This window comes from Bradyrhizobium sp. P5_C12 (assembly GCF_054049735.1).
This window is the reverse complement of sequence record NZ_JBFULU010000040.1, coordinates 24,313-43,978: the sequence shown is the minus strand read 5'-3', so window position 1 is coordinate 43,978 and position 19,666 is coordinate 24,313. Positions and strand designations below refer to the sequence as shown.

Sequence of the window (19,666 nt, the reverse complement as noted above, 5' to 3'; positions counted from 1 at the left end):
AACCGCACGCGCCGCCGGTTCCTGCCGCAAGCGCGAAACGCGGCGCAGACACACCGAAAACCACCCGATATTCCCTGCCCGATTGGCCTTGTGAGGCGTCGACAGGCCGCTCGCCCTGCCGCTACAGTGTCGACCAAAAGAACGACATGAGGGAGGTGGGCATGACGGCCCGAAGATTCGCGCTGACGCTGGCGGCCGGCCTGCTCGGGGCATTCCCTTTGACCCCCTCTTTCGCGCAAGATTATCCTGCCCGCGCCGTCCGCATTGTCGTGCCCTTCGGCGCCGGCGGCCCGGCCGATGTCGCGGCCCGGCAGATCGGCAACGCGCTCCAGGAGAGCTTTGGCCAGCCCTTCGTCATCGAGAACCGCACCGGCGCCGGCGGCGTCATCGGCACGGTCGAAGCCGCGAAGTCGCAAGCCGACGGCTACACGCTCTTGATGATGTCCAACACACAGACCGCGAACGAGTCGCTGCTGACGCCGGAGCAGCGCAAATACGAGCTGATGCGCGACCTCGCGCCGATCGCGCCGGTCAATTCGTCCGATCTCGTGATCGTGGTGAACCCGCAGGTCGCCGCGAAGACGCTGCAAGAGTTCGTCTCACTTGCGAGATCGCAGCCGGGCAAGCTGAACTACGCTTCCTCCGGCCAGGGCACGCCCTATCACATGGCCGGCGAGCTGTTCAAGGCGATGGCGGGCATCAACCTCGTCCACGTGCCCTATCGCAACAGCGGCGAGGCGCGCAGCGGCGTGATCGGGGGACAGGTGCAGATGATGATCGACGCGGTGCCGGCGATGGCGCCGAATATCGGCGAGAACCAGGTCCGCGCACTCGCGACCACAGGCCAGCAGCGTTCCGCCGTGCTTGCGAACGTGCCGACAGCGATCGAGGCCGGCGTACCCGGCTATGAAGCAACCATATGGCTCGGCCTGATGGCGCCGGCGGGCACACCGAAGCCGATCATCGACAAGCTCAACGCCGCCGTGAACGCAATGGTGAAGCGGCCCGACATCGTCAAGCTCTGGACCGAGCAGGGCGCCGTCCCCATGTCCATGACGCCGGAGGAATTCGACAGGTTCCTGCGCGGCGACATCGCCAAATGGGYCGATGTCGTGAAAAAGTTCGACAAGTCCTGAGGTCGCCGACTGGCCATGCCGACCATTCAATTTCAGCTCAACGGCGCCGCGACGGCCGTGGACGCCGATCCCGATCAGACGCTGCTCGACGTGCTGCGCGGCCGGCTCGGCGTCACTGGTCCCCATTTCGGCTGCGGCGCCAATGAATGCGGCGCCTGCTATGTCATGGTCGGCGGCCATGCGATGGCGTCGTGCGACATGCCGATGTGGTCGGTCGCCGGTAAGGACGTCGTCACGATCGAAGGCCTCGGTACGGCCGAGCGTCCGCATCCGCTGCAACGCGCCTTCGTCTCCGAGCAGGCGATGCAATGCGGCTATTGCGTGCCGGGAATCCTGATCAGCGCGGCGGCGCTTCTCGGACGCAATCCGTCGCCGACAGAGGCGGAGGTCAGAACCGCGCTCGACCGCAATTTATGCCGCTGCGGATCGCATAACCGCATGGTCCGCGCCGTGCTGCGCGCGGCATCGGAGATTGCGACGTCATGAGTGCGCCGTCCGCTGCCCCCAAATTGCCGGTCAGCCTGGCGGCCAATCCAAAGCTGTCGTCCTGGGTGAGGTTGACCGGAGAAGGCCGGGTGGCGATCTCGCCCGGCAAGGTGGAGATCGGCCAGGGCATCGTCACGGCATTGGCGCAGATCGCCGCGGACGAGCTCGATGTCGATATCGCGCGGGTCGAGATGATCCGCGCCTCGACATCGGCGAGCCCGAACGAAGGTGTGACCTCGGGCAGCCTCTCGATCCAGCAGTCCGGCCGCGCGCTGCGACAGGTTTGTGCCGAGGTGCGCCAGCTCTTCCTTGCGGCGGCTTCCGACCGTCTCGGCGTCGAAGCGCCTCTGCTCGATATCGATGACGGAACGATCTCGGGCCCCGGCAATATCAGGACCAGCTATTGGGAGCTGGCCGGCGACGTTTCGCTCGACCGCGACGCGACCGCGGGCGCAACGGCGAAGCCCGCCGCCGCGCGGAGCGTCGCCGGGCATTCGGTCCCGCGCGTCGACATTCCCGACAAGGTGTTCGCGCGGCCACGCTTCATCCATGATCATGCGTTGCCGAACCTGTTGCATGGACGCGTGCTGCGGCCGGACGCATCGGGCGCCAGGCTGACCGCGCTCGATGAAGGCGCCGCGCGCGCCGCTCCCGGCCTCATCGCGATTGTGCGCGACGGCGGTTTTGCCGGCGTGGTCGGCGAGACCGAGGTCGCCGCCGAAGCCGCGTTGAAATTGTTGCGCAAGGGCGCGACGTGGTCGGCCGGCGAGCCGCTGCCCGATGAAGATGATCTGGCGGGCTTCCTGAGGAGCCAGCCGGTCGAGACGACCATCATTGACACCAGGACGGCGGCAATTGCGAGCAAGCACGCCCGTACCCTCCGCCGGCAATATACCCGCCCCTATATCGCCCATGCCTCGATGGCGCCTTCCTGTGCCATGGCGCAATGGGATGGCGATCGCGTCCATGTCTGGACGCACAGCCAGGGCGTCTATCTCTTGCGCGCCGATCTCGCGGTCGTGCTCAAACTCCCGGTCGAGAGCATCATCGTCGAGCACATGGAGGGCGCGGGCTGCTACGGACACAATGCGGCCGATGACGTCGCGCTCGATGCCGTGCTGCTGGCGAGGGCGGCCGGCCGCCGTCCCGTCCGGGTGCAGTGGTCCCGCCACGACGAGATGTCCCACGCGCCGTTTGGCGCGGCGATGGCCGTCGAGATCGAGGCCGATCTCGACGCGGCGAATGAGATCATTGGCTGGCGCCATGCGATCTGGAGCAACGGCCATGCGGCGCGGCCGGGGCGCGCGGCGCAGCCGGCTTTGCTTGCCGCAACCGAGATTGCAGATCCCTACCCTCGCATGATCTCGTCCAATCCGCCGGCCGCCAATGGCGGCGGCGGCGATCGCAACTCCGTACCGCTCTACGAGCTCCCGGCCTGGACGATCACGAGCCATCGGCTGTTGACCATGCCGGTACGAACCTCGGCGCTCCGGACTTTGGGCGGGCAAGGCAATGTGTTCGCGATCGAATCCCTGCTCGACGAGATCGCCGCCCTGCGTGGCGAAGATCCCGTTGAGTTCCGCCTGCGTCATCTGCACGACGAGCGCGCCAGGGATGTCATCCGCGCCGCGGCGCGACGCGCGGCGTGGAAGCCGCAGAAGCGAACCGGCATCGGTCACGGTGTCGGCTTTGCCCGCTACAAGAATACAGGAGCCTATTGTGCTGCGATCGCGGAGGTCGAAGGCGCCGACGACCTCCGCGTGAACCGGCTGACGCTTGCGGTCGATGTCGGCGAGGCCATCAATCCGGATGGAATCATCAATCAGATCGAGGGCGGCGCGATCCAGGCGACGAGCTGGGTGCTGAAGGAGCGTGTCCGCTTCGACCGGACGCGCATCACATCGACGTCATGGACCGACTATCCGATCCTGAGATTCAGCGAGGTGCCGGCGGTGGATGTCGAGATCATCCAGCGGCCGGAAATCGAGCCGGTCGGCGCCGGTGAGGCCGCCCACGGCCCGGTGACGGCGGCGATCGCGAATGCGGTGTTCGATTGCCTCGGCGTGCGCGTGCGCGACCTGCCGGTCACGCGCGACAGAATCATCGCAGCCATGGAGCTTGCATCGTGACGACCGTGAACATCCTCAGCGGAGGCGCGGCGCAAGGCCTGGTTCGCGGCCTCGCCGACGCCTTCAAGGCACAGACCGGATTCGGCATTGAGGGCGAGTTCGGCGCGGTCGGCATCATGGCCGACAAGCTGCGGGCCGGCGCGCCAACCGATCTCGTGATCCTGACGCAGGCGCTCCTTGCAGAGCTTGCCGAGGAAAAGCTCGTCATTCCCGCCTCGATCGCAGATCTCGGCCGGGTCGAAACCGCGCTCGCGGTCCGCAACCGCGATCCGAAAGTAATCGTCAAAACCGATGCCGATTTACGCGAGGTGCTGCGCAGCGCCGACGCGATCTTCGTTCCTGACACCAAGGCGTCGACCGCGGGACAGCACGTCGCAAGAGTGCTGGATCAGATCGGCATCGCCTATGAGGTCGCATCCCGCCTCAAGATCTTTCCGAATGGCGCAACCGCCATGCGGGAGCTTGCCGCATCCACCGCGCAAAGGCCGATCGGATGCACGCAGGCGACCGAGATCATCGCCACCGACGGCATCGTGCTGTCGGGATCGCTGCCTGCGGGGTGCGAGCTCGTGACGACGTACACGGCCGGCGTCACTACGCGCGCCGCGCATCCGACAGAAGCGCAGGCGCTGGTCGCGCTGCTGGCTGGCGCAGACCAGAAAGAGCTGCGCCAGCGCGTGGGCTTCGCCGGCTAGACGCCAAGGTCGACTCTACTGGTTCAATTGGGTGAGACCGGTCGGCGGTCCGTCAACCGCGGTCCAGCCGCCGTCAACGAACAGCGTGCTGCCGCTGACATAGCTCGCGGCATCCGAGGCGAGATAGGCAACCGCGGTCGCGACCTCGTCGGCGCTGCTCCAGCGATTGAACACGGTGTGGCCGGCGTAGAGATTGTAGATGTCGGGGCGCTGCTTGAACGGGCCGGTCAGCGCGGTCTCCGCGATGCTCGGCGCGATCGCATTGACGCGCACGCCGGAGCGGCCGACCTCAGAGGCAAAGCCCTTCACCAGCAGGCCGATCGCGGCCTTGGTCGAGCCATACACGCCAAGCCCGGGCTCGATGGTGACGGCGCGCACCGAGGAGCAGGCGATGATGCTGCCGCCCTTCTGCTCCACCATGATACGGCCGAAGGCCTGGAAGAACCAGACCGTGCCCTTGACGTTGAGGTTGAGGACGCGGTCGAGGTCCTCCTCGGTGTAGTCGAGGATGGTCTTGCGGATGTTGAGCCCGGGCGTCGTCACGGCGATGTCGAGCCGGGGAAATTTCTGCATGACGGTCTTGGCCAGCGCATTGACGTCCGCGGCGCTCGCGGCGTCGCACGCTGCCGCCTCGGCCCAACCGCCCTTGTCGCGAATGCCGGCAGCAGTCGCTTCGGCTGCATCGAGCGCGCGATCGGCGCAAACGATTCGGGCGCCGAGCCCGGCCAGTGCCTCGGCCGACGACTTGCCGATGCCGGATGCGGCGCCGAGGACGACAGCCGTCTTGCCGGTGAGATCGAAGAGCTTGCGATAGTCAGTCACGGACGGATTCTCCCTGTTGCTGCTATCCCTTGTAGCCCATCAGCAGGCGGGGCAGCCACAGCGAGAACGCGGGGACGTAGGTCACGAACATCAGAGCTGCGATCAGGGCGGCGTAGAATGGCAGGATGGTGCGCATCACCGCGCCCACCGAGATGCCGCCGATGGCGCAGCCCACGAACTGCGTCGTTCCGACCGGCGGGGTGTTCAGTCCGAGGGCGCAGTTGATCAGCATCAGCATGCCGAACTGCACCGGATCCATGCCCGCCTTCATCGCGATCGGCAGGAAGATCGGGGTGCAGATCAGGATGGTCGCCGCCATGTCCATGAACGTGCCGAGCACGAACAGGATGACGTTGATGAGCAGGAAGATGACCCAGGGCTGCGACGAGACCTTGTTCATCAAATCGCCGGCGAAGTCGGCCACCTCGTAGAGCCCCATCAGATACTGGAACATGGTGGAGACGCCGATCAGCAGCAGCACCACGCCGGTCGTCTTCACGGCCTTGGCGGCAGCCCGCAGGAAGTTCGGCAAGGTCATGCTGCGGTAGATGAAGAAGGTCAGCAGGATCGTGTAGGTGACCGCGACGGCTGCGGATTCAGTTGCGGTGAAAACGCCGGACAGGATGCCCGCCAGGATGATACCGACGATCAGAAGACCAGGCAGCGCGGCTGCGAACGAGCGGAAGACCTCGGTCCAGCCCGGAAACTTTCCGGCCGGATAGCCGCGCTTCACCGCGACCGCGTAAGCGGCGACCAGCATGCACACCATCAGCACGAGCGCCGGCAGCAGGCCGGCGGCGATCAGCGCGCCGATCGACACCTTGCCTCCGGCGGCCAGCGCATAGATGATCATGTTGTGGCTGGTCGGCATCAAGGCTCCGACCAGCGAGGCGTGGGTGGTGACGTTGACGGCGTAGTCGGTGTCGAAACCTTCCTTTTTCATCATGGGGATCATCACCGCGCCCATCGCCGACACGTCGGCCACGGGGGAGCCGGAGACGCCGCCGAACAGCGTGCAGGCGACCACGTTCGACATGCCAAGCCCGCCGCGGATGTGCCCGACGAGATTCTTGGCGAGCTGCACGATCTTGTCGGCGACACCGCCATGCAGCATCAGCTCGCCGCTGAAGACGAAGAACGGGATGGCCAGGAAGGAGAAGATGTTCATCCCCGACATCATCTGCTGGAAGATGACGGCGACCGGCAGGCCTTCATAGAGGATGGTGCAGATCGCCGAGAGACCGATCGCGAAGGCGACCGGGACGCCGAGAATCAGGAAGCCGAAGAAGGTGGCGCCGAGAATGATCAGTTCCATGAGGGGACGACCTCTTCGCCGCGCAGGAGAGCAATGATGTGCTCGATTGAAAAGGAGACGATCAGGACACCGGAGGCGATCAGCGGGACGTAGCGGATGACCTCGGGCAGGCCGAGATTGGGTATCTTCACGGTTCCGACCGACGCCCCGAGGATCCAGCCGTTGTAGGCCATCGCAATGCCGAACACGGCCACCAGGACGTGGATCACGATCTCGATCTTCTCCCGCAGATGGTCCGGAAGCATCACCAGCAGACTGTCCATGCCGATGTGTCCGGCATCGCGCACACCGACGGCGGCTCCGATCAGCGTGACATAGAGGATCAGGACAAGTGCGAGGTTTTCCGTCCAGGTCGGACTGGAATTGAGCACGTAACGTCCGAACACCTGATAGAACACGATGGTGACGATGACGAGCAGTCCGGTCACGGACAAATACATGCCCACGCGAGCGACGGGAGCATTGATCCGCGACAGCAGGCCGCTCGACGGGCGTGCCGCTGCTTCCCCCTGCTCGTGGCTTGCGACGTGTGGGTCTGTCATCCAGGTCTCCTTGCGCGTCACCTTGCGAGGGTCCGGTGTCACCTCGCGGCGACGCCGGACCCGATGCCGCTCTGTTTTTACTTCGTGTCCTGGATACGCTTGACGAGGCCCTGCAGCTTTTCGTCACCGGCGAACTTCTGGTACACCGGCTTCATCGCGTCGACGAATTCCGCCTTGTTGGCGATGGTGACGACCTGAACGCCGGCGGCCTCGACGGTCTTGCGGGAGGCCTGCTCACGCTCGTCCCAGAGCTTGCGCATGACGGGCACCGATTCCTTGGCCGCCTTGCGGATCATCGCCTGATCCTCCTTGCTCAGCGTGTCCCAGACCTTCTTGGACATCACGAGAACCTCGGGTGCCAGGGAGTGCTCGGTGATGTTGTAGAACTTGGCTGCCTCGAAGTGGCGCGAGGATTCGTAGGAGGGCCAGTTGTTCTCGGCTGCGTCCACGAGGCCGGTCTTGAGAGCGGTATAGACCTCGCCATACGGCATCGGCGTCGGGTTGGCCCCGAGGCTCTGGATCATGCCGACCCACAGGTCGGATTGCTGGACGCGAATCTTCAGGCCCTTGAGGTCGGCAAGCGACTTGACCGGTGCCTTGACGGTGTAGATGGACCGGGCGCCGCTGTCGTAATAGGCAAGGCCGACCAGTCCTGCCGGCTCCATGGCGGCGAGGATCTCGTCGCCGATCGGCCCGTCAAGCACCGTACGCATGTGCTGCGTGTCGCGGAACACGAAGGGCAGGCACAACGCGATGGTCTCAGGCACGAAGTTGTTCAACGGCGATGCGTTGATCCGCATCATGTCGAGCGCGCCGATCTTGAGCTGCTCGATGGTGTCCTTCTCGGAGCCCAGGGCTCCGTTCGGAAACACCTTCACGCCGAGCTTGCCGCCGCTCGCCGTTGCGAGCTGCTTGCCCATGAACTTGACGGCCTCGACGGTCGGATAATCGGCGGGGTGGATGTCGGCGGAGCGGAAATCGCGTGCGGTCGCCACGGGCGCTGAGACCGCCAGTGCAATGGCTGCGATGATACCGGTTAGTGTCTTCATCTGGGTTTCCTCCTGGGTTGATTATGTTGTCGTTGGGCGGGTGCTGCAGGCCGCCTTGGGTCGCGCTTCTTCAGGTGTGAAGTCAAGCGCCACAACTGCACCACCTTGGTAGGGTTGCGCGACGGAGTCGAGCGGATTCGGTTGCTTCGAAGGCTTCCAGCCGGCGGAGCGCAGGTCGATGCCGCGCGTGGGCAACTGGCCGCGCGGCGGCAGGTGCCGGCCCCCCTGCAATCGCGCCTCGCTCTCGGCCAATGCCGGATGCGAGGTAACGATGCTCGTCGTATCCATGAACGTTCCCCTCGTTTTGGCTCGACCGCTATTGCTTGCGGCTTGGAGGCTCGGACGAGACGGTCGTCCCATCCTGTGCGAACGCGCTGCATCAGCGCATGTCGCCACTGTCGTCCCTAGGGCGGGCGGCATTCTGAGTCCAAGCCAAATCCGGCATCGATCAATGCATAAGTTGCATCGATGGACCGCGCGGGCGCCCCTGGCCAAACGGCGGGTGGCCCTTGTTCGCGACGCGGTCTGGCCGCTCCACGGCGTCATGCTGTTCGTGCCGATGCGCGCGACTTATCTACTGGCGCTCTCGCTCCGGCTGCCGTGGTGCCTGCGGTAACGCTCGGCGCACCGGCGCGTGACTTGACGTCGTCGGCGCAGCTCCGCCAAGATGCGCCGAAACAGAACGGAACATCCCGAGGGAATGTCATGCCGCGGAAGCTGATCGATATTTCCGTGCCGCTCAAAAACGACGTCACGGCCGATCCGCCAGGCAATCACCCGACGGTCCAGTACATCGATCACCAGCAGGGCCTGCCGCGCATGCTGCAGTTCTTCGACGGCCTCAAGGCAGAGGATCTGCCGGATGGCCAGGGTTGGGCCGTCGAGCAGGTCTCGCTCTCGACGCATAACGGAACGCATCTCGACGCGCCCTGGCACTTCCATCCGACCATGAACCGCGGCGAGCGGTCATGGACGATCGACGAGGTGCCGCTGGAATGGTGCTTTCAGCCCGGCGTGAAGCTCGATTTCCGGCATCTGCCTGATGGCTACGTCGCCACCGCCGAGGACGTCGAGAAGGAGCTCAAACGCATCGGACACAAGCTGTCGCCGCTGGAGATCGTTGTCGTCAACACCAGCGCCGGCGCGAAGTTCGGACAGGCCGATTACGTCAACTCCGGCTGCGGCATGGGCTATGAGGCCACCATGTATCTGCTCGAACGCGGCGTGCGGCTGACCGGCACCGACGGCTGGAGCTGGGACGCGCCGTTCGTCTACACCGCAAAGAAATATGCTGAAACAAGAGATGCCGGCCTGATCTGGGAAGGTCACAAGGCGGGACGGCACATAGGTTATTGCCATCTCGAGAAGCTGCACAATCTCGACAAGCTGCCCTCGACCGGGTTCACGGTCTCATGCTTTCCGGTGAAGATCGAGCGTGCCTCCGCCGGCTGGACCCGCGCGGTTGCGATCATCGACAGTTAGGTGCTCACCGTCAGGTGCCGTCGAGGCCGCTTTCGACGAGCTCGCGTAGCGCGTCGGTGTCGAGCACGACGATGGCGCCATGCTCGAGACGAACCCAGTTGCGTCCAGACCAGGCGCGCAATTGCTTGTTGATGCTCTCGCGTGTCATCCCCACCATCTCGCTGATCTCCTGCTGCGTGATGGCAAGCGTTCCGCTGCCGGAGTCGAACTTGCGCTCTTCGGTGAGGCCGAGCAGCGCACTCGCAAGCCGGCCCGGAAGATTCTGCAGGATCACCTGCTCGACCTGCTGGCTGGTCCAGCGCAGGCGCGCGCAGAGCAGTTCGATGAATTTCATCGCCAGCGCCGGCTGGCTCTTCACGAACGGCAGGAAGTCGCGGCGGTCGATGATATAGAGCTCGCAATTGGTGTTGGCGGTCGCGTCGGCCGACCGCGGCGCGCCGTCGAGAACCGCGATCTCGCCAAAAATTTCTCCGGGACCAATCAAATTGAGAATAGCGTTCCGGCCATCGGGCGATGAGGAGGAAATCTTCACCGTCCCCGTGATCACCGCGAACAGGTTGTTGCCCGGATCGCCCTTCGCTGCGATCGTCGCACCGCGCTTCACCGTGGTGTGCTTGGCGTAGCGGCAGAGCTGATCGAGCGCGTCCGGTTCCAGATCCGCGAAGATCGGATGCTTGCGCAGGACCGATAATTTGTTGCCCGACGACTGTCGGGGGTCGCCGGTCTTGTCCTGAGGCACGCCGGGACTCCTAAGACTGCGAGGCACTGGGGTTCCTGCGTAGTCAGTGTTGCCCGGCTTTTCAACCGGAAAGCATGCGCGCGGTTTTAGACAAATGCCGCAAAAGCGCGCATCCGAAGGATGCGCCAATGCGTTACCGTCGATGCAGAGTTGCGGGCACCGCAAGTCGCGATTGCGTCGAGGCGCTACCGAACAGCCAAGATCCGGCCTGGCAAATCCCGTCCGCACGCGGAAATGCGACTGTGATCTCAGGAGCTTCGACGCTTGGCGTCCGGATTGGCGCTCGGATTGGCGCCCGGCTTGGCGTCCGAGTCGAGCCGGCCCGGGCCGGCGGCATTGATCGTGATCAAAAATCAGAGAGCGCGGCGGAATGACCTGGCCTCAGGCGGCGGCCAAGGCTTCGACCCGTGCGGGGTCGAGCAGGCTGATACCGCCATGAATGATCTCGATCACGCCGTTCCGCTCGAGCTTGGTGAAAGTCCGGCTGACGGTCTCGATGGTCAGGCCGAGATAGTCGGCGATGTCCTGGCGGCTCATCGGAAGTGGAACCGTGTCCGACGATCCCTTGAGCGCGAACAAGCGTTCGCGCCAGCCGAGCAGAAAGGTCGCGACCTTCTCGTCCGCCGAACGCCGGCCGAGCAGGACCATGTGGTCGCGTGCCTGGCTCAACTCGCGAATGGCCAGCTCGTTGATCCGCCGCAAGAGATGCGGCCGGTCCTCGATGAAGTGGCCGAAGGGCGCCTTCGCGAACTGGCACACGGTCACCGCACCGATCGCATCGGCCGAAAAATTGTGGCGGCCGGAAATATTCATCCCCAGGAAATCGCCGGGCAACGCGAACCCCACGATCTGCCGCCGACCGTCGGGCAACAGCTTGTAGAGCCGCATGACGCCTTCGAGGAGATTGTAGAACGAGGTCGTGATGTCCTCCTCGGAAAATACGGTCTCCCCCGCGGCGAAATGGACGCGGCGCCCGAGATGCTCGAATTCCTTCAGCTCGGCTGGGTCCAGCGACGAGCAGACCGAGAAATCGCGGACCGCACAATCGCGACAGAAACGCCCATTCGGCTCGATCGTCACCACGGAAGCCTTCATCCACCGCTCCAAGCGCCGACAGCCCTCCGCACCAGGCCGAGTCCACCGCGCCGACTGCATCTTACTGCACCGCGCCAAAGTCGATTGACCCAGATCAAATTTGACGCGCATCCGCGCCCTATCTGCTGCCAGAGTTCGACGGGATCACTTTCCATGCTGCGAAGCGCGCTACGTCACGGCCTGTTCGGGCTGCTGCTTGTCACTCCTGCGCTCGCCGCCCCGACCGCCGAACAGCGCGGCAAGGTCTTTGCGCGGGCCAATTGCGCGGGCTGCCACGCGATCGACCGCGGCTCGGACAGTCCGCTCAAGATTGCGCCTCCGCTGCGCAACCTGCACCAACGTTATCCGATCGAGACCCTTGCGGAGGCGCTCGCCGAAGGCATCTATACCGGCCACGCCGATATGCCCGCCTTCGAGCTCAATCCGAACCAGATCCACGACCTGCTGTCCTACCTGAAGACGCTCGAACAGCCGGCGCGCACGCGCTAGACGGATTGCACCGTCCAGCCGATCAGTTCCTTGGCGATGCGGGCGAAGGCAGCATCGAATGCTGCGACCGCCGCGGCAGGCTCGACCTTGTCGAGCTTCTCGCTGGCCTCGACGAGACGCGATGCGACCACCTTGCCGTTCTTGTCGACGATTCGCGCCGATAATCCGATCTCGACCCGTGTCTCGCCCTCCGTGGCAATGCGGAAGCGCCTGATGTCGATCAGGAGCTGATAGTCCGCCTGTCCGAGATCGGTCGTTCGCAACGGAGCGTGGGCGATATCGTAGTTCTCGAAACTGTCGATCAGCCGCGCCTGGACCAGTTTTGGAATGCTGTCGGCCCAGAGGAAGTCCGCAAAGCCCGGATTGTCCCCGCTGGGCGAGAACAGCATGCGCTGGGTCTGGAGCATCGCGACCGCTGTCGGCTCGGGAATGACCAGCGACGCGGACAGCGTCTTGCCGGCCGGCCCGAGATTCTGCGGCGTGCGCAGGTCGTAGGTGATCTTCTGCGCGGGCGCGCCGCCGCCGGTCATCTTCTCGAGGCCCGCCAAGATGCCGTCGAGCTTGCCGGTGTTGCGCGCAAGACCATCGGAGAACGTCTTGAAGTTGGCGATGGTATCCTTCAGCGGGCCGGAATTGTCCTCCAGCACGGAATCAACCCGCCGCAGCGCATCGCGCGCCGCCTGCGTCATGCTCTGGCCTGCGCCGGCCTCGGCGATCAAGGTCAAGGGTTCGCCCGATTTGACCACGATCATGCCGCCCTCCAGCGTCACCACCGGCACGCCGGTCAGCCCCTGGAAATCGAGACCGACCCTGGTGTCGGCGCGCACCGGCGTCGCTGTAGCAACCGAGATCGTCGCATTGACGAAGCGCGGATTGTCCGGCGCGAGCCCGAGTTGGGTGACTTCACCCACGCGGATGCCGTTGAACAGCACCCCGGCGCCGACCAGAAGCCCCGGCACCGGTCCCTGGAATTGCACGTGGTAGTTCGTGCGCGGCCCGATGCCGCCGGTGTTGTTCAGCCAATAGACGAAGCCGAACACCGCAAGGATCGCGGCCAGCACAAAGGCGCCGATCAGCACGTAGGGAGCGCGGGTTTCCATGTCTCATCTCATCTGGGGTTGCAGCATCTGCGAGCGCTTGCCGTGGAAATAGGCGCGCACCCAGGGATGCTCGGATTGCAGCAGGTCGCGCATCGGGCCGATCGCCACGATCTTGCCGTCGGCGAGCGCGGCGACGCGATCGCAGACCGTGGTAAGGCTCGCGAGGTCATGGGTGACCATGAACACGGTCAGGCCCAGGGTCTTCTGAAGCGTCCCGAYCAGCGCGTCGAAATCGCCGGCGGCGATCGGATCGAGGCCGGAGGTCGGTTCGTCCAGGAACAGGATCGGGGGATCGAGCGCGAGCGCGCGCGCCAGCGCCACGCGCTTGGTCATGCCGCCGGACAGTTCCGCCGGATATTTGTCGCCGTCCAGCGCTCGTAGCCCGACCATCTCGAGCTTGGCGATCGCGATCTCGTCCATCAGCTCCTGCGACAGCACGAGATTTTCGCGCAGCGGAAACTGAACGTTCTGCCGCACCGTCAGCGAGGAGAACAGCGCGCCCTGCTGGAACAGGATGCCCCATGTCGTGGCCGCACCTTGCGTATGGCCGCCGATAGACTGCCCCATGACCTCGATGGCCCCGCTTCGGCGCGGGATGAGGCCGATGATGGTGCGCATCAGCACCGACTTGCCGCCGCCGGACGCTCCCACCAGCCCGAGGATTTCACCCCGGCGGACGTCAAGCGACAGGTGGTCGAGCACGGTCTGACGGCCGAAGCCGACCACGAGGTCGCGGACGCGGATCGCGAACTCCTGCTGCAATTCGGGCATCGTCACATTCCGATCGAGGCAAAGAAGATCGCGAACAGGCCGTCGAGCACGATCACGAGAAAGATCGACTTCACCACCGACGTCGTCGTCTGCCTGCCGAGCGACTCGGCACTGCCCTTCACGCGCAGTCCTTCGCTACAGGCGACGATCCCGATCACCAGCGCCATGAACGGCGCCTTCAGGATGCCCACCTCGAAATGGGCGACGGAGATGGCCTCTTGCAGCCGCGCGATGTAGATCGCCGGCCCCATGTCGCCATAGAATTGCGCAACCAGCCCGCCGCCGTAGAGCGCGGCAACCGATCCGATGAAGGCGAGGATCGGCAGCGCAATGACCAGGGCCGCAACGCGCGGCAAAATCAGAACGTGGACTGGATCGAGCCCCATGGTGGAGAGCGCGTCGATTTCCTCGCGCATCTTCATCGAGCCGAGCTCGGCGGTGTAGGCACTTCCCGAACGGCCGGCCACCATGATGGCGACGATCAGCACGCCAAGCTCGCGCAGCACGAGGATGCCGACCATGTCGACAGTGTAGGATTCCGCGCCGAACCTGCGGAAATGGAAGAAGCCCTGCTGGGCGATGATGGCACCGATCAGGAAGGTGATCAGAACGACGATGGGAATCGCCTGCCACCCGATCCGGTAGAGCTGATAGACCAGCGATGTCAGTCGCAGCGAGCGTGGCCGGCGCACGACGCCGATCACGGCCATGAACAATGCGCCGATCATTTGAAGAAAGATCGTGATGTCTTCCCTAGCATCGATCGTCGCCTTGCCGAGATCGTTCAGCCTGAGGAGAACCAGGTTCGGCGCGGCTGCAGGCGGCGGCGTGTGGCGGTTGACCTGACGCACCTCGTCCATCAGGCCACTGAAATGATCGGCCATGCCGACGATCTCGGCCGGCCTGCCGGATGACGCAGCCTTGCGCGACAGTTTCTCCAGGATCCAGGCGCCGAGCGTGTCGAGCGCGCTGACGCCCGACATATCCAGTCTCACGGCTCTGGATCGATCCACATCCGTCCCGACCGACCGGGACAGCGCTTCGAGCGCCGACACATTGGCTGCGATCCACGGCCCCTGGGGACGCAGTTCGAGCGCATCGCCGGACGGCGTCGCCAGCAGCAGAGGTTCCGAATTCACGTTCCACCTCACCGGGACAATTGGTCCCCATTCAGCCGCCAGTTCTAGGCCAGCATGTGGCGGCGGGCTTGACCTGTCTCAAGACCGGGACCACGCCCGCCCCTTGACGCAAATCAAGCGCGGTCGCGCCGGCGGACCTTAGGTTCGCTCCATTCAATGGAGCGATCAAATCCATGTTCGACAGCGACAGGATGAGTGAAGAACTGCGGACGTTGAAGGTCGACGTCACACGCCTGCTGAGCACGGCCGGCGAGGAGATGCTCGACGGATCAAAGGACCGCGCCGAGGCCCTCGCCGATCAGATCAAGGCCGCGCTCGCCGAACTCGGCGAGACCGTCAGCGAGGAGCAGGAACGGCTTCATGGTCTCGTCACGGAGCGCCCGGTCGCCTCGCTCGCGTCCGCCTTCGCGCTCGGCGTGGTCGTCGGCTTCATGCTGAGGAGGCACTAGGTGAATACCGAAAATGTCGTCAAACACCTGCGCGTGCTGTGGCGTACGGACAGGCTCATCGCCGACATCAGACTGCGCCATCTGCTGATCGGGCTCGGCCTGCGTGCCTTCGCGGCGCTGATCGCCGCATTCGGACTCCTGATGCTGGAGCTGTCGGCGTATTTCGCGCTGGTGCAAATCTGGAGTGCGATTGCCGCGGCGGGCATCCTCGGCGCCGTCAATTTCGCCATCGCGGGGATTCTCTTCGTCATCGCGGGGCGTGCCCCCTCGGGCCGCGATATCGAACTTGCGAATGAAATTCACGCGTCTTCCGTCGAAGCGATTCAACTGGAGGCCCGAACGCTTCAGGCCCAGGTGAGCGGCGCAGTCCACCATCCGCTCAGCACAATCGTGCCGGTGCTGGTGCCGTTGATCGCGATCATAGTCAGGAGTTTGCGGACGACCGCCAAGGCGCCTGCCGCGGCAACGCCGGGCGAAGCAAATTCATAATCAAGGCGTTCAGAGCTTCAGCCTGACGTCACATATGTCGGGCTCGGTCGGATCCGGCTTCACCTCGAATCCGAGCTGGCGGCACATCTCGAGCATCGTGACGTTCTCCTTGAGCACATCACCCGAGATGGTCTTCAACCCCTCCGACTTCGCATAGTCGATGATCAGCTGCATCAGGGCCCAGCCGAGCCCCCTGCCCTTGAGGTCCGACCGCAGCAGGATCGCGTATTCGGCGGTCTCGTAGATCGAGTCCGAATGGAGCCGGACCACGCCAACCATCTCGTTGGTGGCCTCATCAAACGCGATGAAGGCCATCGCGCGGGCATAGTCGAGCTGGGTCAGGCGCGCGATGAACTCATGGGTGAACTCCTTCATCGGCGCAAAAAAGCGCAGGCGGAGGTCGTGCGGCGTCACGTGACGCAGGAATTCGTGGATGGTCGGCTCGTCCTCCGGGCGCAGAGGCCGCACGAAAATGCCCCAGCCATCCTTGATCTCGAGGTGGCGCTCCCACTGCGACGGATAGGCGCGGACGGCAAAATTGGCGGGACCGGAGCCGGCGAATTTCCGCTGCGGCGGCCCCACCACGACGCGCGCATCGACTGCCGTCACGCCGGTCTCATCCGCCAGCAGCGGGTTGATGTCGAACTCCCGGATCTCGGGGATGTCGGCCGCCATCTGAGCGAGCTTGACCAGCACCATGGCGACGGCGTCCTGCTTGACCGCGGGCACGTCTCGATAGGCACGCAGCAGCCGCGAGACGCGCGTGCGCTCGATCAGGTCACGGGCCAGTTGCAGGTCGAGCGGCGGCAGCGCCAACGCCTTGTCGTTGATGATTTCCACCGCCGTCCCGCCCCGGCCGAACACGACGACGGTGCCGAAGGTCGGATCATCGGCGAGACCCAGAATCAATTCACGCGCCTTCGCCTTGACGACCATGGCCTGCACGATGACGCCGCCGATGCGGGCCTCCGGACGCAGCTTCCTCGCCCGTGCCAGGATGTCGGATGCGGCGGCGCGCACGGTGGCCGGCGTGGTCAGGTTGAGAACGACACCGCCGACATCGGACTTGTGGACGATGTCGCGCGACATGATCTTCAGCACGACCGTGGCACCTTGCGCGAACATTTCGTTCGCATAGGTCACCGCCTGCTCGGCATCGGCCGCTGCATAGGTCGGCACCATCGCGATGTCGTAGGCTTCGAGCAGGCGCTTGATCTCGACGGGCTCGAGCCATTTGCGGCCGTCGGCGATCGCACTCGCAACAATCTGCCTCGCGGCCTGGGCGTCAGGCACGAACGTATCGGGCATCGCCGGAGGAACCTGGCTCAGCTCCTCCACGACTTCGCGGTGGCGGACCAGGTGCATGAAACCGCGGACTGCATCGTCTTCGGTCGGGTAGTTCGGGATGCCCGCGCCGGAGAACATTTCAATGATCTTCTGATCGGCCCCGACCCAGGCCGCAAGCACGGGCTTTGCCCATCGGCGGTGCTGCTCGCGATACTTGCTCACGCGTTCGGTCACCGTCGTTGCGATGTCGGCAGCGGAGGCGATCGCGGTTTGCACATTGAGGACCAGAACCGCGTCATTGTCGGGGTCGGCAAGCAGCGCCTCCAGCGCCGCCGCATAGCGCGACGCATCGGCATCGCCGACGATGTCGACGGGATTTCCGCCGGACCAGGTCGGCGGCAGCACATCATCGAGCTTCTTGCGGAGGTCCGCCGAGATGGACGCCGGAATTCCGCCAAGCTCGACCAATCGATCGACGGCGAGGACGCCGATACCACCGCCATTGGTCAGGATGGCGAGGCGCTTTCCCGTCGGCGATTCGACCCGGCCGAGCGTCTCGGCGCAGTCGAACAGCTCGCGCAGATCGGAGACCCGCAGGACGCCCGCGCGGCGGAACCCAGCGTCATAGACGGCGTCGGCACCGGCAAGCGCGCCCGTATGGGTGGCGGCAGCCTTCGCACCCTGCGCCATGCGGCCGGACTTCACCACGACGACAGGCTTCACGCGCGCCGCGGCCCGCGCCGCCGACATGAACTTCCGCGCGTCCTTGATCGCCTCGATATAGAGCAGGATCGCCCGGGTCTTGTGATCCATCGCGAAATAGTCGAGCAGATCGGCAATATCGACGTCGATCTGATCGCCGATCGAGACGATGCCGGAAAAACCGACGCCGCTCTGCGCGGCCCAATCCACCATACCGGCGGCGATCGCGCCCGATTGCGAAATCAGCGCCAGATTTCCCGCTCCGGGCATGTGCGCGGCAAAACTGGCATTGAGGCTCACGCCGGGCATCATGATGCCGAGGCAGTTCGGCCCAATCAGCCGCATGCCGTATTTGCGGGCCGCAGCGATTGCGGCGTCGTGCAGAGAGCCAGGTCCATGACCGAGTCCGGCCGAGACGATCAGCGCGCCCACCGAGCCGAGCCGCCCGGCTTGGTCGATGATGCCTGGAACCTCCCGCGCCGGTGCGGTGATGACCACGAGCTCGGGCACGAATTTCAGCCTCTCCAGGCTGCCGACCGCAGCGACCCCGCCGATCTCCGCATGGCGCGGGTTCACCAGACCAAACTGTCCCTTGAATTCGCCCTTGAGAATGTTCTCCAGAACGGCGCGCCCCACAGAGACCTGACGGGCGCTCGCCCCGACGAGCGCGACAGAACGCGGCGACAGCAGATTCTTCAAACGATAGGTCGACATGAAAGCAAATGCGCCCGGTCGGTGGACGGTTCCGATGGTTGGAGGTCAGGCCGGAAAGCTGGCAGCAAGCCTAGTGCGAGATCATAACCCAGCACGGTGGCTGGCCAATGACGGTCTTTGTCACACCGCCCCAAACGATCTCGTTCAGACGTGAATGATGATAGGCTCCCATCACGATCGCATCGATGGCATGGGAATTCGCCCAGCTTCCGAGCACCTTGCCGATCGAGCTGCCGCTGCCCTTCGTCGTTTCGAACGAGGCGTGGACACCGTGTTCCCTCAGATGGTCGACCAGAGCAGTTCCCGATTGCACCATCGCGTCGGTCACGTCGTCGGCCACGGTCACCACGCGGACCGAGGCGGCCGCCTGAAGGAGCGGCAGCGCGTCGCCGACCGCCCGCGCCGCACGCCCGGAGTGATCCCAGGCGATCATGACGTTCTCGAATTCCGGTCGCAGCTCGTCCACAAGCTGTTCCGGGCAGAGCAGCAGCGGCCGCCCGGATTCGAACAGCAACGTCTCGATGACGTGCTCCGTTCGACTGTCGTGCGGCTTCACAGGGACCAGCGTGAGATCGCTGAAACGCGCATGTTCTGCCAGGACCGACGCGATCTGGTCCGCCGGCACCTTGACCACGCGGCTTTGGGCGCGAATGTTGGCGCGGGACGCCGCAGCGGTGAACGCATTCAGAACCTGCTGCATGTCGCCTGCCCGAAGCGCCCATTTTGCGTCGGCGACATCCGGATCGTCGGGGAGCACCACCTTCGGCCGCACGAAAACATCTCCCTCAAGCGCAAGCGCGGTGATCCTGGCGCCGAGGTCGGCAGCGACAGCCACGCATTTCTCGATCGCGGCAAGCGCCGGCCCGCGCGGCTGGCCGACAAGCGGCAAAAAGACGTCCTTGATGGGCATCGGGTTTCTCCTTGCCGACCAGAATAGACCGGCTTTCGTCGGAAGGCTTGATCCTCATCAAGCCTTGGGGAGCTCCGTTCGGGCAGCCGACGACGGGCGTTGATGGAAGTCAAGGACTGGCCGCGA

At 64.7% G+C, this 19,666-nt stretch carries 20 protein-coding genes; 8 read left to right on the top strand and 12 right to left on the bottom strand.

Annotated elements, in window-relative coordinates:
• Positions 1-161 precede the first annotated feature (161 nt).
• From ACXJMY_RS28490 to ACXJMY_RS28475, 4 genes are read left to right on the top strand one after another with little or no spacing between them, the layout of a single operon-like run.
• On the top strand, positions 162-1,136 hold the full coding sequence (locus ACXJMY_RS28490) for a Bug family tripartite tricarboxylate transporter substrate binding protein (RefSeq protein ID WP_456622676.1): 975 nt from the start codon (positions 162-164) through the stop codon (positions 1,134-1,136).
• Positions 1,137-1,151: 15 nt separating this feature from the next.
• Positions 1,152-1,622, top strand: a complete 471-nt coding sequence (locus ACXJMY_RS28485) for a (2Fe-2S)-binding protein (RefSeq protein WP_456622675.1) — start codon at positions 1,152-1,154, stop codon at positions 1,620-1,622.
• Positions 1,619-3,751, top strand: a complete 2,133-nt coding sequence (locus ACXJMY_RS28480; protein ID WP_456622674.1) for a molybdopterin cofactor-binding domain-containing protein — start codon at positions 1,619-1,621, stop codon at positions 3,749-3,751. Before ACXJMY_RS28485 ends, ACXJMY_RS28480 begins: the two co-directional genes overlap by 4 nt.
• Entirely contained in the window at positions 3,748-4,446 is a 699-nt protein-coding gene (locus ACXJMY_RS28475; protein ID WP_456622673.1) for a molybdate ABC transporter substrate-binding protein, read from the top strand. Before ACXJMY_RS28480 ends, ACXJMY_RS28475 begins: the two co-directional genes overlap by 4 nt.
• 15 nt (positions 4,447-4,461) lie before the next feature.
• Here ACXJMY_RS28475 and ACXJMY_RS28470 read toward each other — a convergent pair whose 3' ends face one another.
• The 5 genes from ACXJMY_RS28470 to ACXJMY_RS28450 form a co-directional block, all read right to left on the bottom strand.
• The gene (locus ACXJMY_RS28470) at positions 4,462-5,268 is read right to left on the bottom strand and encodes an SDR family NAD(P)-dependent oxidoreductase (protein WP_456622672.1); all 807 of its coding nucleotides are present in this window, start codon (positions 5,266-5,268) and stop codon (positions 4,462-4,464) included.
• 22 nt (positions 5,269-5,290) lie between these two features.
• Positions 5,291-6,583 (bottom strand): TRAP transporter large permease, encoded by a 1,293-nt coding sequence (locus ACXJMY_RS28465; RefSeq protein ID WP_456622671.1) that lies wholly within the window; start codon positions 6,581-6,583, stop codon positions 5,291-5,293.
• Positions 6,574-7,125 (bottom strand): TRAP transporter small permease, encoded by a 552-nt coding sequence (locus tag ACXJMY_RS28460; RefSeq protein ID WP_456622670.1) that lies wholly within the window; start codon positions 7,123-7,125, stop codon positions 6,574-6,576. Before ACXJMY_RS28460 ends, ACXJMY_RS28465 begins: the two co-directional genes overlap by 10 nt.
• 77 nt (positions 7,126-7,202) lie before the next feature.
• Positions 7,203-8,174, bottom strand: a complete 972-nt coding sequence (locus ACXJMY_RS28455; protein WP_456622669.1) for a TRAP transporter substrate-binding protein — start codon at positions 8,172-8,174, stop codon at positions 7,203-7,205.
• 21 nt (positions 8,175-8,195) lie between these two features.
• Positions 8,196-8,462 (bottom strand): hypothetical protein, encoded by a 267-nt coding sequence (locus ACXJMY_RS28450; protein WP_456622668.1) that lies wholly within the window; start codon positions 8,460-8,462, stop codon positions 8,196-8,198.
• A gap of 417 nt (positions 8,463-8,879) precedes the next feature.
• Between ACXJMY_RS28450 and ACXJMY_RS28445 the strand changes: the two genes are divergently transcribed.
• On the top strand, positions 8,880-9,656 hold the full coding sequence (locus tag ACXJMY_RS28445) for a cyclase family protein (RefSeq protein ID WP_456622667.1): 777 nt from the start codon (positions 8,880-8,882) through the stop codon (positions 9,654-9,656).
• Positions 9,657-9,666: 10 nt separating this feature from the next.
• Here ACXJMY_RS28445 and ACXJMY_RS28440 read toward each other — a convergent pair whose 3' ends face one another.
• Entirely contained in the window at positions 9,667-10,395 is a 729-nt protein-coding gene (locus tag ACXJMY_RS28440) for a Crp/Fnr family transcriptional regulator (RefSeq protein ID WP_456622666.1), read from the bottom strand.
• 381 nt (positions 10,396-10,776) lie between these two features.
• Entirely contained in the window at positions 10,777-11,490 is a 714-nt protein-coding gene (locus tag ACXJMY_RS28435; protein ID WP_456622665.1) for a helix-turn-helix domain-containing protein, read from the bottom strand.
• 153 nt (positions 11,491-11,643) lie between these two features.
• Between ACXJMY_RS28435 and ACXJMY_RS28430 the strand changes: the two genes are divergently transcribed.
• Entirely contained in the window at positions 11,644-11,979 is a 336-nt protein-coding gene (locus tag ACXJMY_RS28430) for a c-type cytochrome (RefSeq protein ID WP_456622664.1), read from the top strand.
• Here ACXJMY_RS28430 and ACXJMY_RS28425 read toward each other — a convergent pair.
• Genes ACXJMY_RS28425 through ACXJMY_RS28415 form a run of 3 tightly spaced genes read right to left on the bottom strand, consistent with a single transcriptional unit; the run spans position 11,976 to position 14,989 of the window.
• Positions 11,976-13,079 (bottom strand): ABC-type transport auxiliary lipoprotein family protein, encoded by a 1,104-nt coding sequence (locus tag ACXJMY_RS28425; protein WP_456622663.1) that lies wholly within the window; start codon positions 13,077-13,079, stop codon positions 11,976-11,978. The genes ACXJMY_RS28430 and ACXJMY_RS28425 overlap by 4 nt on opposite strands.
• 3 nt (positions 13,080-13,082) lie before the next feature.
• Positions 13,083-13,850: an ABC transporter ATP-binding protein gene (locus tag ACXJMY_RS28420; protein ID WP_456622662.1), complete on the bottom strand. Its 768-nt coding sequence runs from the start codon at positions 13,848-13,850 to the stop codon at positions 13,083-13,085.
• A 2-nt stretch (positions 13,851-13,852) separates the two neighbouring features.
• A complete protein-coding gene (locus ACXJMY_RS28415; RefSeq protein WP_456622661.1) occupies positions 13,853-14,989 on the bottom strand; it encodes an ABC transporter permease in 1,137 nt (378 codons plus the stop codon).
• A 191-nt stretch (positions 14,990-15,180) separates the two neighbouring features.
• On the opposite strand from ACXJMY_RS28415, the gene ACXJMY_RS28410 reads away from it, so the two are divergent.
• Entirely contained in the window at positions 15,181-15,438 is a 258-nt protein-coding gene (locus ACXJMY_RS28410; RefSeq protein ID WP_456622660.1) for a hypothetical protein, read from the top strand.
• The gene (locus tag ACXJMY_RS28405) at positions 15,439-15,927 is read left to right on the top strand and encodes a phage holin family protein (RefSeq protein WP_456622659.1); all 489 of its coding nucleotides are present in this window, start codon (positions 15,439-15,441) and stop codon (positions 15,925-15,927) included. It abuts the gene before it with no gap.
• A gap of 9 nt (positions 15,928-15,936) precedes the next feature.
• Here ACXJMY_RS28405 and ACXJMY_RS28400 read toward each other — a convergent pair whose 3' ends face one another.
• A complete protein-coding gene (locus tag ACXJMY_RS28400) occupies positions 15,937-18,630 on the bottom strand; it encodes a bifunctional acetate--CoA ligase family protein/GNAT family N-acetyltransferase (RefSeq protein ID WP_456622658.1) in 2,694 nt (897 codons plus the stop codon).
• 70 nt (positions 18,631-18,700) lie between these two features.
• Positions 18,701-19,540, bottom strand: a complete 840-nt coding sequence (locus tag ACXJMY_RS28395; RefSeq protein WP_456622657.1) for a universal stress protein — start codon at positions 19,538-19,540, stop codon at positions 18,701-18,703.
• Between the last annotated feature and the right edge of the window lie 126 nt (positions 19,541-19,666).

Coding starts and splice junctions, on each gene's coding strand:
- ACXJMY_RS28485 (WP_456622675.1), top strand. CDS start 1,152: ATGCCGACCATTCAATTTCAGCTCAACGGCGCCGCGACGGCCGTGGAC.
- ACXJMY_RS28455 (WP_456622669.1), bottom strand. CDS start 8,174: ATGAAGACACTAACCGGTATCATCGCAGCCATTGCACTGGCGGTCTCA.
- ACXJMY_RS28480 (WP_456622674.1), top strand. CDS start 1,619: ATGAGTGCGCCGTCCGCTGCCCCCAAATTGCCGGTCAGCCTGGCGGCC.
- ACXJMY_RS28410 (WP_456622660.1), top strand. CDS start 15,181: ATGAGTGAAGAACTGCGGACGTTGAAGGTCGACGTCACACGCCTGCTG.
- ACXJMY_RS28425 (WP_456622663.1), bottom strand. CDS start 13,079: ATGGAAACCCGCGCTCCCTACGTGCTGATCGGCGCCTTTGTGCTGGCC.
- ACXJMY_RS28445 (WP_456622667.1), top strand. CDS start 8,880: ATGCCGCGGAAGCTGATCGATATTTCCGTGCCGCTCAAAAACGACGTC.
- ACXJMY_RS28450 (WP_456622668.1), bottom strand. CDS start 8,462: ATGGATACGACGAGCATCGTTACCTCGCATCCGGCATTGGCCGAGAGC.
- ACXJMY_RS28460 (WP_456622670.1), bottom strand. CDS start 7,125: ATGACAGACCCACACGTCGCAAGCCACGAGCAGGGGGAAGCAGCGGCA.
- ACXJMY_RS28465 (WP_456622671.1), bottom strand. CDS start 6,583: ATGGAACTGATCATTCTCGGCGCCACCTTCTTCGGCTTCCTGATTCTC.
- ACXJMY_RS28435 (WP_456622665.1), bottom strand. CDS start 11,490: ATGAAGGCTTCCGTGGTGACGATCGAGCCGAATGGGCGTTTCTGTCGC.
- ACXJMY_RS28395 (WP_456622657.1), bottom strand. CDS start 19,540: ATGCCCATCAAGGACGTCTTTTTGCCGCTTGTCGGCCAGCCGCGCGGG.
- ACXJMY_RS28400 (WP_456622658.1), bottom strand. CDS start 18,630: ATGTCGACCTATCGTTTGAAGAATCTGCTGTCGCCGCGTTCTGTCGCG.
- ACXJMY_RS28430 (WP_456622664.1), top strand. CDS start 11,644: ATGCTGCGAAGCGCGCTACGTCACGGCCTGTTCGGGCTGCTGCTTGTC.